Source organism: Spiroplasma monobiae MQ-1 (assembly GCF_002865545.1).
Classification (GTDB): Bacteria; Bacillota_I; Bacilli_A; order Mycoplasmatales; family Mycoplasmataceae; genus Spiroplasma_A; species Spiroplasma_A monobiae.
Map to the genome: position 1 here is coordinate 112,849 of NZ_CP025543.1, position 15,181 is coordinate 128,029.

A 15,181-nucleotide genomic window follows, 5' to 3' on the forward strand; every position below is an offset into this window, starting at 1 on the left:
TTATGAAAAATTTCAATAAGATATTTAATCCTTCAAACAATTGAAAAACAACTTTTTACCTAATTATAGTTGTGACTTTGCTAACATTTTTCCTTGCTGTTTTTATGGGTTATCAATTCACAAATGAAGATGGATCAATAACATTTAAACTATTTTCTTTATCGGATAGATCAAAAGAATTAGGATACATTAGAGAAATATTTAACAAAAAACCTTTGGGTGAAAATGGCAATCCAATTGTTGTTGTATATAAAACTAGCCATGTATATGCTTTAATTGCTAAATATAACTTAATTGCATATGTTTTGTGATTTATAATACCATTATCATTTACCTTAAATCACTTCAGATTAATACATTTAGTTGGTAAAACAAGAAGAACTGCTAATGCTTCAATTGTATTGATGTCTTCAATTGTTTTATTAATTCTGGTTGTTAATTATTGAATAGGTTATTTTGGATGGATTGATGTTATGAATAAAAACAGATGGGTTCAAAGTGAAGGACAAAGTTTTAAAACTTGAGGATATAACTGAAGAACCGTTGTTCAACAATCGGTGCTTATAATTGGTGTTGCATTAATGATTGCAATGTCTGCTTATAACGTGTTTGTTGAAACAAAAACTAAATATGTAAGTATTTCTAAAAAAAATCAAGCAGCAAATTAATTGCTGTTTTTTTATACCTTAAAATTTAACCTTTAAAAGTGATAATTGTGTATAATATAAATGTTTAACAGGAGGTTATATCAATGTCTAACAAATTAACAGGTATTGGTGCAAGTAACGGTATATCAATTGCTAAAGTATATATACTTGACGAACAACCAATCAAAATATCAAAAGAGCCAACTAAAAACGTTGATTCTGAATTATCAATTATAACTTCATCAATTGAAAAAGCAAAAACTGACTTAGAAAATTTACAAGTTATTGCTAAAGAAAAACTTGGTGAAGAAAAGGCTGCTATATTTGAAGCTCACGCTTCAATATTGGAAGACCCCGCAATGGCTGAAGAGTTTACTTCTTTGGTAAAAGAAAATAACTACAACGCAGCTCAAGCAATTAAAGAAGTTGCAGATAAATACATCGCCATGTTTGAAGCAATGGAAGATGATTATTTCAAAGAAAGAGCTGCAGATATTAAAGACGTAACTGAAAGATTAATTAGATACGTTTTGAATATGCCAGTTGCTGATTTGGCAACAATTGCTGAGGAAGTTATTATTGTTGCTGAAGACCTAACACCTTCACAAACTGCACAATTAAATCCTAAATTTGTAAAAGGATTTGCATGTAATATTGGAGGAAGAACTAGTCACGCAGCTATAATGGCGAGAAGTTTAGAAATTCCTGCGGTATTGGGTTTAAAAACAATATTACATGATGTAAGAGAAGGTGATGTTTTAGCACTAAATGGTGAAACAGGAGATGTTGAAATCAATCCTTCAAACAAAACTGATTGAGAAAATTTAGCTAAAAACTTTGCTGAAGAAAAAGCTGAGTTACAAAAACTTAAAGATCAACCAACACTTACAAAAGATGGTTTTGATGGTTTTGTATTAGAAGGAAATATAGGTAGTCCAAAAGATGTTGAAGCTGTTTTAGAAAATGGTGGAGAAGCTGTTGGTCTATTTAGAAGTGAATTCTTATACATGGATAACGATCACTTCCCAACAGAAGAAGAACAATTTGTTTCATACAAAAAAGTTGTAGAAGAAATGAATGGAAAACTTACTGTAATTAGAACCTTAGATATTGGTGGGGATAAAAAATTATCATATTTCCAATTCCCTGAAGAAATGAATCCATTCTTAGGATATAGAGCTATTAGATTTACTTTAGATAGAAAAGATATTTTTAGAGATCAAATTAGAGCTTTATTAAGAGCGAGCGCATTTGGTCCGGTTGGAATTATGTTCCCAATGATAGCTACAGTAGACGAATTCTTAGCTGCAAAACAGTTTACTTTAGATTGTAAAGCAGAGTTAGAAAAAGAAGGACATAAAATTGGTGATGATTTAGAAATTGGTATGATGGTTGAAATACCTGCAGCTGCAGTTAATGCAGAAAACTTTGCAAAACATGCTGACTTCTTTTCTGTAGGTACAAATGACTTAATTCAATATACAATGGCTGCAGATAGAATGAGCGAAAACGTAACTTACCTATATCAACCATACAATCCCTCAATTTTAAGATTATTAAAAATGACAATTGATGGAGCACACAAACATGGTAAATGAGCTGGTATGTGTGGAGAAATGGCTGGAGAACCTGATGCAATTCCCTTATTAATGGGATTGGGATTAGATGCATACTCAATGTCAGCTACAAGTATTCTAAAAGCAAGAAGTATTATGTCAAAACTTACTTTAAAAGAAACTCAAGATTTAGCTAATAAAGCACTTGAGTGCGAAACAACTGATCAAGTATTAAAACTAGTTAAAGATTTAATGAAAGATAAATAATAAAAAGGGTACCACCCTTTTTATTTTTGTCAAAAGGAGAAATATGAAAAAAATAAGATGTGATTGAAAAAGTAATAATGAAAAACTTCTTGATTATCATGATAATGAATGAGCTAAAATAACTCATGACGATAGGTTAATTTTTGAAATTTTAATATTAGAAACAATGCAGGCAGGATTAAGTTGATTGACAATACTCCTTAAGAGAGAAAATTACAGAAAAGCTTTAGATAATTTCGATTATGAAAAAATGGCAAATTATGATTTAAAAAAAGAAAACGAACTAATGCAAAATGATGGAATAATAAGAAACAAACTAAAAATAGAATCTTTTTCAAAAAATGCTAAAAGTTTTATTGAGGTAAGAAATGAATTTAAAAGCTTTGATAAATATATTTGAAGTTTTGTTGATAACAAGCAAATAGTAAATAAAGTTGATAAAATGTCTGACATAAATTCTAAAACAAATTTATCAATTCTGATTTCAAAAGATCTCAAAAAAAGAGGTTTTAAATTTTTAGGGCCTGTTACTGTGTATTCGTTTTTACAAGCAACAGGAATTATAAACGACCATTTAAATGAATGTTTTGCAAAATATTTATAACTTAATTGTTAACTTTTATTGTAAAATAAAAGTGGGAAGAAGGTATTTTTTATGGGTTTATTCACAAAAAATAAAAATTTAGATGTATTTGCTCCAGTGGATGGTGAAGTAATAGATCTTTCAAAAGTTGAAGATGAAGTGTTTTCAGAAAAAATGTTAGGGGACGGATTGGCTTTGGTTCCTGAAAATGGAGAATTTGTTGCGCCGATCGATGGTAAATTAGTAACAGTTTTCCCAAGTGGTCACGCTTATGGAATAGCTAATTCAAACGGTGTAGAAATTTTATTACACATCGGGTTAGATACAGTTTCATTAAATGGTGAAGGGTTTGACATTAACGTAAAACAAGGTCAAAACGTAAAACAAGGAGACTTATTAGTTAATGTTGATATTAAAAATGTTTCTTCTAAAGTTCCTTCAATGCACACACCATTAATATTCACAACAGACTCTATGAGTGGAAGAAGTTTTGAAATTGTAAAAACAGGAAAAGTTAAAAAAGGTGACCTAATAGCACAAGTAAAATAATTGTTTTATTTTAACAAAAACCCTAAAGGGTTTTTGTTTTTTATTTAGCTAAAAGTAGTAAAATAAATAAAGGTGAAAATTATGAACACAAAACACAATGACTTTAGGTCAAAGCACTTTGATTTAAGTGAAGAAGCAAAATTTAGATTTGATATATTGAATTATAAAACTGATGGAATGATATTTTTGTCAACAGTTTTAATAATTCCTTTTATATTGTCTATAATGGTTAGTTTTATACAGCCAGGTGAACAAGGTAAAATTAATTTTCAAATATTATATTTAGTTTCTGTTTGCGTAGGATTAATCTTTAATTGTATTAGAAATAAAAATGGATTATTTAAAGGTGGCTATTTATGAATATATATTTTTATTTTAGCTCCGCAAGTTATTGGGGTTTTAATTTCTTCTATAACTCTAGCTATTTTTGAATTAACCGAAGAAAATAAAGGGGTTGTGAATTCGTTTGTTTCTGTTGTGACTATGATTGTCACAGAAATCATAATAATAGCTTTGGTATTGAAATTTGACAGGAAGATTTTTAAAAGAATTATAGAAACCTTTAAAACAAAGTGAAAAGAATTACTAGTTGTATCGATATTTGGATTAATATTATTATCTATTATTGTGACAATAATAATAAATTGATTAATAGAAACACTTTGATTTGGATTGGGTGAAAGTAGCAACCAAGAAGCTTTAAAAAGTATTTTAAATGGTGACTATGGGAAAACTATAAGAATAGCTTACATAATTCCTTTATTTATTCTAACGGTAGTCACAGCTCCGCTAGCAGAAGAAATTTGTATGAGAAATAGTTTTAATTTGAATGCTTCAAACAGATGGTTAGGATTTGTGGGTAGTGCAATGTTTTTTGGATTCATTCATTATGGCCCTGCATTTGATTTTGAACACATATTAAGCTACAGTGCAGCTGGATTTATATTGTCTGGAATATTTCTTTACACAAAAGGTAATATGACTTATTCATGGACAATACACTTATTAAATAATTTATTGGCATTTATATTAATTATAGCAATTAACTAAAAAGGAGTCTCTTATGACAGTAATAAAAGTAAATCAAAACGATGTTGATCAGACGATCTTTAATTTTATAAAAAAGAACTTTAAATCAACAAATCTCTCAATCATTTATAAGTGATTTAGAAAAGGTAAAATAAAAATAAATGATGTAAGAATAAAAGATACTAAAGTAAAAATAAAGTTAGATGATGAAATAACTATTTATGATAGTAGTCAAGCAGAAAAAAGAGACCAATTCGTTGAAGTGGATTTTTCTGATTTAGAGATAGTTTATGAAGATGAAAATATATTAATTGTAGACAAACAACCCAACTTAGAAGTTCATTCTCCTATAAATATTAATCTAGATCAAATGGTTAAAAGTTATTTAAAAAATAAGGGTGAATACAAACCAGAAGAAGAAAATAGTTTTGTTATAAGTCATGTTCATAGAATAGACAAATTAACAAAGGGTCTTGTTGTTTATGCTAAAAACAAAATAACTTTGGATATTCTTATAAAAGAGTTAAATAATAAAAGTAAATTTGTTAAGCTTTACTTAGCGAAAACAGAAAACCAAAACCTACAAACAGGAAAGGTTAATGGTTATATTAAGTATGATAATGATAATCAAAAAGCTAGATTTAGAATTGAAAAATTTAATAACACTAAAAAAGTAGAACAAATAAATACTTTGATTGATCCTGAAAATAACATCTATGAAATACAAATTCTTACAGGTAGAAAACACCAAATTAGAGCTGTTTGTGACTTTTATAAAGCACCAATTTGTAAAGATTTTAGATATGGAGCAAAAAGAAGTCACCTAAGAGAAATTGATTTAATTGCTTACAAACTGGTTTTTAATGATTTTGAAGAACATTTGGCTTATCTAAATGGTACTGAATACAAATCAAAATATAAATTTTAATGTTAAAATTATTACAATGTACGTTTTAGGAGGTTGAATATGTTATCTACAAGACAAGGTATTTTTAGTATAATTGTTGGTACAACAATCTCTACACTAAACGCCATAATTCAATTTTTGACTATGTATTGAGTTTTGGAAAAATTTGGAACGGAGTTTAACGGGTTTATACGTTTGGTTACATCTTTTTCTGCAATTATAGCAACCGCAGAAGGTGCATTAGGTATTGCAGCTTCAATCCTGCTTGTTAAACCATTGGTAAATAATGATTGAATAAGTGCAAACGAGATATATTCTACTGCAAAAAAAAGTTACAAAAGATCTGCTATAGTTGGTCTTGTTTTAGTAACTTTAACTTCAATTGGTTATCCCTTATATGCGGGAATTAGTTCTCAAGGTCAAAATATATTAAATCCTGGAACTTGAGAAAACCCTGGTATTGAAACAAATATTGGTTTTGCTGCATACTGACAATTAATACTTGTTTCTTTAATTTTTGGAACAAAAAACTTTGCTTCAGCTTATTGATTCAGTGTTTATGAAGCAATAATTATTGCTGATAATAAAAACGTCATTAGAAGAATGACAATATTGTTTACAGATGTTTTTGTAAGTGGTTTAACATTCTTTTTATTAGCTAAAGTTAATAATCCAATAATTCCATTCATACCAACTCTTCTATATTCGCCAATAAAGGGTCTTTTGATATATCTATATGTTAAAAAGAAATATTTATGACTTAAATATTACAAAGATTTTAATAGTTTCAAATTAAATACAACACAAACAAAAATAACATGATCAACGCTTGGGGGAACATTATTGTTAAACTCCGATATAGCAATAGTTTCTGTTATTTTAGGATTGAACGTTTCATCTGCTTTATCTCTTTATCTGGTTGTTGCTTTAAATGTTAGGTTAATTATGACAAATTTTGTTGTATCATTTAGAGAATTTTTTGTAACATTGGTTGCAAAAAGAGGAAGAATAAACTGAGATAGTTATGCAAAATATGAATTATATACATACTTAATAGCTGCATTTACATTTATAAATATGTCTATACTTTCCCCTTATTTTGTTAGTGCTTTATACTGAAAAAATATAGATCCATCAGGAACGTCTCTTGCAGAACCTTCAAAAAATGCATTAACTTTTATGTTTCACACCCCTATATTCTCGACATTATATGCTGGTGTTACTGCATTTGCAATATTGTGTGATGGGCAAATGACTTTGATTCAAGCAAAGGGTAGATATGGAGAAGTATCTAAATTTCAAAACATTATCGGTATTACTTATATAATTATTGCCCCTTTAGCAACATTTATAATTGTTATATCTGGTGTTGGTGGTGCTCAAAATTTGGTTATTGGAATCACAACCATGTACTCCATTAAGCTTGCTTGCTTGGTTTTTAGATATGGTTATTTATGAGTTTATGTTTGAAAATATGTAACTTATAATTCAAGTAAAAAGCATGTTTTAAATAACTTTCTAATACTCGTTGTTCCAACTGTTCTGGCGGCTGTAGTTAATATAACTTTAATAAATAAATGATTAAACATTGAACAGGCAACTTCTTCAACAGCAACTATTGCGCCATTGATTGGTTTATTCTTTGCTTCAATTCTTATATCAATGTTCTCACTAATATTATTTTCATACATATTAAATGCAAAAGCCTTTAATGGATTGGTTAAAAACTTGCCAATAGTGCAAAGGATAATATTAAAAAAATCTGCTGAAGAAAGAAAAAAAAGATTTGAAGAATATGGAATTGACGTTGATGAAATAGTTGATAATAGTGAAAGAATATCTCAAGCTATGTATGGTATAGAAGAATCATCAGTTAAAAGTGAAATTATTAATGAATCAACTGAAATTAATATAAATCCTAAAAATGAAAATATTTATGTTTTAAAAGGTAAGTAAAAATCGATATAATTCGATTTTTTTATTTAATCATTAAGAATAGTTAAATTCTATTGAGGTGCTATAATTTATAAAGGTGAGAATATGGCAATAACTTCATTATTTATAGCATTTGGAATCTCAACATTGTACTTATTCATGTTCTATACATCTGGTTTAATTGCAATAGAGCTTTTCAAATTTAAAATAAAGAATTACTTTGTAGCAATTGCTACAGGTTTTTTTAGTTATTTCACCTTTTTATCTGTTTGTACATTCCCCTTACAACTTATTTCCGTACTTCCATACACTTTCTTTATTTATTACATATTTGCAATATCTGTAATTTATTTACTATTTTGCTTTGTTTTTATGAGATTTTGATTAAACACTAATGTATTTAAAGTGGATTCATTATTTTTTATTGGTGTTGTTTTTATTTTTATTGCAATAGATTTTGTCTCAATTAAATTTATATCTACAGAAAACTTTAGTAGACACAAAAATACCTTGGCTATTTTATATTGATTAAAAGACAATCCAGTTTCTTTTTTTAACAATTCAACATTATTTAATTTTCTTGGATTTAAACCTTTTCAAGGTTGATATAGTTTCCAACTATCTACTATAATGATGGTTAATGCTCAGCCTTATCAATATAAGGATATAATTATACCTTTAACTGTAATTTTAGATGCCTTCTTAATTACTTCGATATTCTTTACATTTTATGAATCATTTGGATTAAATGATAAATTTAAAAAAAGGGTTATTAAATTTAGTGTTAGTTTAGTTATTTTTATTCTTACTCGAATGGCTTTTTGAAAACTTGGATATTCAATATTTGGTGGAGAAATGATTTTATTGTACCTTATATTTTATGCAACAACATTGCTATTAAGGTATACAACATTTAATAATAGAGAAAGACACAACCCAATATTAATTGGTTTGATTTTAGGGGGTTATATTTCTTTCTCTTGAGATAGTTCATATCAAATTTTGTTTTTGTTGTATGCATTTATTTTTACAATACAAAGAAAGTTTACACAAAACTTCACAAAAGATATTTTGAAAATTGCTCTTTTCCCGATGGTTGGCTTCATTTTTTATAATGTTATTTTAGGTTTGTATATACAAATTATCATATTTGGTTCAATACTCTTGGTTATGTTTATGACAGCATACCTAATGAATAAAAATTATAGTTTTGTTGTTAAGTTTGAATTATTTTTAGAAAACAGAAGCACATTTGCTGTTCTTATAGTTCCAATCTTTTTTATGGCAATATCTACAGCGTTTATTCTTGCGTTTAATGAAAATATTATTTCGGAAGAATACAATTCACTAAATATTTTATATATTTGAATGTCTGTTATAAAAAACAATATTGCACAACAACTATTAACATTTATAATATCCATGTCATTATTGGCAGGTTCATTGGTTTGAGTATTTTTTAGAAAAAAAATAAAAGCAGATCTATTAACGAGTGTTGTGGATTTATTTTTAATAAGTTATCTTACATTTTATAATCCAATCTCTGTTAGATTTATTAGTACCTTCTATCCAAAGATGTTTGAAACAAATGGTATGGTACTTTTAGTATTGTTGTTTGCAACATTAAACTCATTGCCATATTCAATAAAAGGTAAGGGGTTAAAAGAAAAAAACGAAGAGGTTGTAGTTATAAAACATTATTCAAGAGTTAGTTTTTAATAAGGAGTTTTTATGAAAGAAATAATAGAAAAAGTTAATATCTTAAAAGAAAAACTTAATAAATGAGGTCATGCATATTATGTTTTGGATAATCCAGTTGTTGATGATGCGGAATATGATAAAGCATTAAATGAATTAATTAATTTTGAAAAAAAATATCCAGAATTATTAACACAAGATTCTCCAACACAAAAAGTTGGTGGTGTTGTTATGGATAAATTTGAAAAATATAAACATAAGTTGCCTATGTTGAGTTTATCAAACGCTTTCAATAAAGATGATCTAATAAATTTTGATGATCAAATATTAAAAGAAATAGAAAATAAAAAATATAATTTCTTTGTAGAGCCTAAGATTGATGGTCTATCAATCTCTTTAATTTACAAAAACGGAATTTTATTTAAAGGAGTGACAAGGGGAGATGGATTTTATGGAGAGGATGTAACTTCAAATGTTAAAACAATAAAAAGTATTCCTTTATCTATTTCTGATAAAAATGATTATGTAGAAATTAGGGGAGAAGTTTTTCTTTCTAAAAAAGAATTTGAAAAAATCAATAAGCAAAGACAAAACAATGATGAAGAGTTATTTGCAAATCCAAGAAATGCTGCTGCAGGTACACTAAGACAATTAGATTCTAGTATTGCTGCTTCTAGAAACCTGGATGCTTTTTTATATTATTTTATGGATAGAGAAAAATTTCATACACACAGTGATTCCTTAAACTATTTAGAGGAAATGAATTTTAAAATAAATAATCTTGGAAAAATTTGTAATTCAATAGAAGAAGTCTATTCTCATATTGAATACATACAAAGTCAAAGAGAAAATCTAGAATATGAGATTGACGGTGTTGTGATAAAGATAAATGATTTTGATTTATATGAAAAGGTTGGATACACTGCAAAATCACCAAAGTGAGCAATTGCATTTAAGTTTCCGGCAGAAGTTAAAGAAACAACTTTAAAAAATATTTTTGCTTCAGTTGGCAGAACTGGAAGAATAACTTACAACGCTTCACTTGAACCTGTTCAAATTGCAGGCACCACAGTTCAAGCCGCAACATTACATAATGCTGACTTTATAATTCAAAGGGATATAAGAATTGGTGGCAAAGTAAAAATAAAAAAAGCTGGAGACATAATTCCTGAAGTTATAGCACCAATACAAAACGAAGAATATATAAAATTAAAAAAATGAACTGAAGATATAATTTGTCCTGAATGTAATTCTAATTTAGAAAGGGTTGATGGAGAAGTTGATCAATACTGTATTAATTCTCAATGTCCTAGAAAAATAGTTAGAGGACTTGAACATTTTGTATCAAGAGATGCAATGAATATTGAGGGTTTAAGTATAAAAATCATTGAAAAACTTTTTGAAAGTAAATTTATAAATAATGTAGCCGATATATTCAAATTAAAAAAATTCCAAAAGGAATTAATTCAATTGGATAAGATGGGAGAGAAATCTGTAAATAACTTATTAGAGTCAATTGAAAAGTCAAAGCAAAATTCATTGGAAAAACTATTCTTTGGTTTAGGTATAAGACATGTCGGAAAGAAAACAGCAAAAACCTTGGCTATAAATTTTAAAAGTATAGATGAAATATCAAAATTAGGTTTTGATCAATTAGATCAAATAAATGATATTGGGCCTATAGTTGCAAAATCTGTTTGTGACTGATTTGAAATAGAGCAAAATTTAAATTTGATAAAAGATTTAAAAGAGTTAAATGTAAATATGATTTATTTGGGTAATGAAGGAACAAAGAACAATGATAAAATAACTATGAAAAGCTTTGTTATTACAGGTACTTTAAGTAAGCCTAGAAATTATTTTAAGGATTTGCTAGAAGAGTTTGGTGCAAAGGTAATTGATACTGTGAGTAAAAAAACAGACTTCTTATTAGCTGGTAAAGAAGCGGGTAGCAAATTAGAAAAAGCTGAAAAGTTAGGAATAAAAATTTTATCAGAAGATGATTTTTTAGAAATGATAGGTGAATAGAATGCAAATAAATTTAGAGTTATTAAAAGAACTTCAAGAAGATGCTATGTTAGATTTAACAGAAAAAGAACTTCAAGATATTCTTAAAGTAGAAAATCAAATATTAAAAAAATTTGAAAAGGTTTTATCTGTAGATACAGATGGTGTAGAGGAATTACATTATCCTTTTGATTTTAACTTCACTTATTTAAGAGAAGATGACAAAACTCAAGTATTGCCTCAAAATGAAATATTAAGAAATGCACCAAGTATAGATGGTGATTTTGTAACAATAACAAAGGTGGTTAAATAATTATGAATTTTAAAAAAACTACACTAAAGGAAATACATGATAAATTAGTTTCTAAAGAAATTAAGTTAACTGATTTAATAAAAGAAGTTATTTTAAAATCTAAAGAAGAAATGAAAAGTAATTTTTTAATTACTTTAACTGAAGATGAGGCTTTACGAAAAGCAAATGAACTTGAAAATAATATTGATGCTAATAATGTATTAACTGGTATCCCTTTTATTCACAAAGATAATATTTCTACAAAAGGAATTTTAACAACAGCGGGTTCAAAAATGTTATCCAACTATACACCATCATTCGATGCAACAATAGCAGAAAAATTTAATGAAAAAAATTCAATTTTAATTGGTAAAGCTGCACTTGATGAATTATCAATGGGTGGAACTGGGTTGTTGTCTTTTAACGGTGAAGTTAGAAATCCTTATGATTCAAACAGAATAGTTGGAGGAAGTTCAAGTGGTAGTGCGTATGCTGTTGCCAAGGGAATAGTTCCTTTTGCGACCGGGGGAGACACTGGAGATTCAATTAGAAAACCAGCAAGTTTAAGTGGTGTGGTTGGTTTTAAACCAACATATGGTTCAATTTCAAGATATGGTGCAATACCATATGCTCCAAGTTTAGATCATCTAGGTTTTTTTACAAACAACGTTGAAGATCAGGCCTACTTATGTGATGCAACATATGGTTATGACTCAAAAGACTTTACATCTATAGACAATAAAAAAGAATTTGTAAAAAATATAAATCAAGTAAGTAGAAGATTTAAGTTTGGTTACATTAAGCAAGTAGAAGAAATAATGCCAGAAGAACTTAAAGAAGATTATAAAAAGCTTTATTCAATTCTAAATGATCAAGGACATGAAGTTCTAGAATTAGAATTTAACAAAAAATTATTAGAAGCAATTCCTGCAACTTATATGATGATCTCATTTGCAGAAGCTGTATCAACTCATGCGAATCTTGATGGAATAAAATTTGGTGTAAGAGTCGAAGGAAAAGATTATATGGAAATAATTAAAAATTCTAGAACTCAAGGGTTTGGTGAAACGGTAAAAAGAAGATTTTTAATTGGAAGTTATCAATTAAAATCAGAAAACCAGGATGTTCTATTAGCGAAATCTAAAAAAGTTAGAAGATTAATTGTCGAAGAGTTAGATAAACTATACAAACAAGTTGATATTTTAATATTACCACCGACAACAAAACCAGCACCAACTGTTAACGAGGTCTATGGATTTGATGTTGATCAACAAGAAGATGGGACTAAATTTATTGAGGATATTTTAATTCTTGCGAATTTCAATGGTATGCCTTCGATAACTCTTCCCTTTGTTTGCAAAGAAAATATGCCTATAGGAATCAATTTAAATGCAAAACCAAAAGAAGATCTAGAAGTTTTACAAGCCGCTAAAATAATTGAAAAATTAATTTTAGAAAATTTTAGACAAGTGGGTGATTTAAATGAATAACTTTGAAATAATCATTGGGATTGAGAATCACGTAGAGTTAAAAACTAATTCAAAAATGTTTGGTCTTGGACCGGTTACTTATGGTGAAATTCCTAACTCAAAAGTTTCTGAGGTTGACATGGGCTATCCAGGGGCGATGCCTTCGGTAAATAAAGAAGGAGTCAGACTCGCTTTGCTTGCGTGTAATGCTCTAGGTATGAAAATAGATCCTCTTTTAAGATTTGATAGAAAGAATTATTTTTATCCAGATTTAGTAAAAGGTTTTCAAATAACTCAACAATATTTTCCGATTGGACGAGAAGGTAACATTGAAATAACTTTAGACAATGGTGAAAAAAAGGTCATTGAAATTGAAAGACTGCACATTGAAGAAGATACTGCAAAACAAACTCACAAGGATGATTTAACCTATATAGACTTTAACCGAAGTGGGGTTGGTCTAATAGAAGTTGTTTCAAAGCCATTTATAAGAAGTGCTGATGAAGCGGTTGCATATGTAAATCAATTAAGAGAGATTTTATTATTTCTTGGTATAAGTGATGTTAAAATGAACGAAGGTTCATTAAGGTGTGATGTAAATATTTCTTTAAGACCATATGGTTATCCTGAATTTGGACCAAAAGTTGAAATAAAAAATTTAAATTCACTTAATAATGTAAAAAAATCAATTGAATTTGAAGTTAAAAGACAATCCAAAATACTTTTATCTGGTGGTAAAGTTGAACAAGAAACTAGAAGGTTTGATGAAAGTATACAAGAAACTGTATTGATGAGAAAAAAAGATAACGCAATTGATTATAAATACTTTAGAGAACCTAATATAGTTCCAATTAAATTAGATAAAAGTTGAATTGATGAAGTAATAAATAACTCACCAGAGTTAGCTTCGCAAAAAAGAGAAAAATATTTAAATAAATATCAATTATCATCTGATGATACAAATTATATTCTTTCAGACTTATCTCTTGTTAAATTTTTTGAAGATTGTATAGCGTTGGGATCTGATGCAAAAAAAGTAGCTAACTATTTAATCACAGATATTAAATCTTTATTAAATAAGGATGGAATAAATTTGGCCGATTCCAAATTAAAACCAAATGATATTAGTGAAATAATTTCTATGATGGATGAAGGATTAATTTCTTCAAAACACGTTAAAACTATATTGCCAATTGCATTTGAAACCGAAAAGAGTATTAAAGATATAACTGAAGAAAATAATCTAAAATTAATATCAAGTGTTGAAAAAATTGAATCTGTTTTAGAGCCAATTGTAAAACAAAACCTAGAATTAATTAAAGAACAATACGAACAAAGACCAGAAAGAGTTGAAAAAACTTTAATGGGTCAGTTGATGAAAGAAACTGGTGGAAATGTAAATCCCACAGTTGCAACAGAAGTTATTATCAAAATGATTAAAGAAAATAAATAAAAAACTAGCTTAAGCTAGTTTTTTTAATCATCAATCTCTTGGTCTCCTCTAATTTTTAAGACAAGATCATTTACTATATTATTTTTTGCATATACCCCAAGAATATCTCCTTCTTTAAGAACTGTGTATTCATCTGGGAGTATGGTTTTACCATTTCTCTTAATTTGAATTATGTTAAAGTCTTTATTTGATGTTAGTCCTGCATCGAATATTGATTTATCAATAACTTCTTCTTCATTGACTATAATACTTGTGAATACATATTCATTATCAATAGATTGAACTTCACTTTCAATATCAAATAATGATTTTGTTGCAACCATTTTTCCTGTAATAACATCAGGGATAATAACTTTATCCTCATCCAAACCAAGAGCCAATAGAATTCTTTTGTGTCTTTCATCTCTCGCTTTAACTATTATGTTTTCAACGCCTAAATCCAATAAGTTTAAAACAGTTAAAACACTTGATTCCATGTTTCCACCAAAACAAACAATAACTCCATCATATTGATTGATACCATTTTTTTCTAATGCATTTTTATTTGTTGCATCTAAAACAACGCCCTCAACCGATTCAAATTGGTTGATGTGTAGATTTAATTTTTCTTCATCATAATCAAATATTTTAATTAATTGTTTTTTTTCATCTAGTGTTTGTGCAACTGATAATCCAAAATAATTTGCACCAAATATAGCAAAACTCTTCTTTCTAGCCATATGAGCACCAACTTTCTAACTATTAAATTATACAACTCTTTTAATGTTTAATGTATAATTTAATGTAGAT

General features: G+C 27.8%; 13 protein-coding genes. 12 read left to right on the forward strand and 1 reads right to left on the reverse strand.

The window, feature by feature from the left end; translation table 4 throughout:
- Nucleotides 1-2: 2 nt before the first annotated feature.
- The 12 genes from SMONO_RS00535 to gatB all read left to right on the forward strand — a co-directional run bounded on the left by SMONO_RS00535 (nucleotide 3) and on the right by gatB (nucleotide 14,392).
- Nucleotides 3-668: a hypothetical protein gene (locus SMONO_RS00535; RefSeq protein WP_101780409.1), complete on the forward strand. Its 666-nt coding sequence runs from the start codon at nucleotides 3-5 to the stop codon at nucleotides 666-668.
- Nucleotides 669-751: 83 nt separating this feature from the next.
- Nucleotides 752-2,470 carry a phosphoenolpyruvate--protein phosphotransferase gene (gene ptsP, locus SMONO_RS00540; RefSeq protein ID WP_101780410.1) on the forward strand — a complete coding sequence of 573 codons (1,719 nt, stop codon included), beginning with the start codon at nucleotides 752-754 and terminating at the stop codon, nucleotides 2,468-2,470.
- A gap of 43 nt (nucleotides 2,471-2,513) precedes the next feature.
- Nucleotides 2,514-3,074: a DNA-3-methyladenine glycosylase I gene (locus tag SMONO_RS00545; RefSeq protein ID WP_101780411.1), complete on the forward strand. Its 561-nt coding sequence runs from the start codon at nucleotides 2,514-2,516 to the stop codon at nucleotides 3,072-3,074.
- A gap of 51 nt (nucleotides 3,075-3,125) precedes the next feature.
- Nucleotides 3,126-3,602 carry a PTS sugar transporter subunit IIA gene (locus tag SMONO_RS00550; protein ID WP_101780412.1) on the forward strand — a complete coding sequence of 159 codons (477 nt, stop codon included), beginning with the start codon at nucleotides 3,126-3,128 and terminating at the stop codon, nucleotides 3,600-3,602.
- A gap of 81 nt (nucleotides 3,603-3,683) precedes the next feature.
- A complete protein-coding gene (locus tag SMONO_RS00555; RefSeq protein WP_101780413.1) occupies nucleotides 3,684-4,652 on the forward strand; it encodes a CPBP family intramembrane glutamic endopeptidase in 969 nt (322 codons plus the stop codon).
- A 13-nt stretch (nucleotides 4,653-4,665) separates the two neighbouring features.
- The gene (locus SMONO_RS00560) at nucleotides 4,666-5,559 is read left to right on the forward strand and encodes a pseudouridine synthase (protein WP_101780414.1); all 894 of its coding nucleotides are present in this window, start codon (nucleotides 4,666-4,668) and stop codon (nucleotides 5,557-5,559) included.
- Between the two features lie 39 nt (nucleotides 5,560-5,598).
- Nucleotides 5,599-7,494: a hypothetical protein gene (locus tag SMONO_RS00565; protein WP_101780415.1), complete on the forward strand. Its 1,896-nt coding sequence runs from the start codon at nucleotides 5,599-5,601 to the stop codon at nucleotides 7,492-7,494.
- Between the two features lie 84 nt (nucleotides 7,495-7,578).
- Nucleotides 7,579-9,192: a hypothetical protein gene (locus SMONO_RS00570; RefSeq protein ID WP_101780416.1), complete on the forward strand. Its 1,614-nt coding sequence runs from the start codon at nucleotides 7,579-7,581 to the stop codon at nucleotides 9,190-9,192.
- A 12-nt stretch (nucleotides 9,193-9,204) separates the two neighbouring features.
- Nucleotides 9,205-11,199, forward strand: a complete 1,995-nt coding sequence (gene ligA, locus SMONO_RS00575; RefSeq protein WP_101780417.1) for an NAD-dependent DNA ligase LigA — start codon at nucleotides 9,205-9,207, stop codon at nucleotides 11,197-11,199.
- Nucleotide 11,200: 1 nt separating this feature from the next.
- Nucleotides 11,201-11,491: an Asp-tRNA(Asn)/Glu-tRNA(Gln) amidotransferase subunit GatC gene (gene gatC, locus SMONO_RS00580; protein ID WP_101780418.1), complete on the forward strand. Its 291-nt coding sequence runs from the start codon at nucleotides 11,201-11,203 to the stop codon at nucleotides 11,489-11,491.
- Between the two features lie 2 nt (nucleotides 11,492-11,493).
- Nucleotides 11,494-12,960 (forward strand): amidase family protein, encoded by a 1,467-nt coding sequence (locus SMONO_RS00585; protein WP_101780419.1) that lies wholly within the window; start codon nucleotides 11,494-11,496, stop codon nucleotides 12,958-12,960.
- Nucleotides 12,953-14,392, forward strand: a complete 1,440-nt coding sequence (gene gatB / locus SMONO_RS00590) for an Asp-tRNA(Asn)/Glu-tRNA(Gln) amidotransferase subunit GatB (RefSeq protein ID WP_101780420.1) — start codon at nucleotides 12,953-12,955, stop codon at nucleotides 14,390-14,392. Before SMONO_RS00585 ends, gatB begins: the two co-directional genes overlap by 8 nt.
- Before the next feature lie 23 nt (nucleotides 14,393-14,415).
- Here the strand turns inward: gatB and SMONO_RS00595 are convergent, their stop codons facing one another.
- On the reverse strand, nucleotides 14,416-15,111 hold the full coding sequence (locus SMONO_RS00595; RefSeq protein WP_101780421.1) for a potassium channel family protein: 696 nt from the start codon (nucleotides 15,109-15,111) through the stop codon (nucleotides 14,416-14,418).
- Nucleotides 15,112-15,181 lie beyond the last annotated feature (70 nt).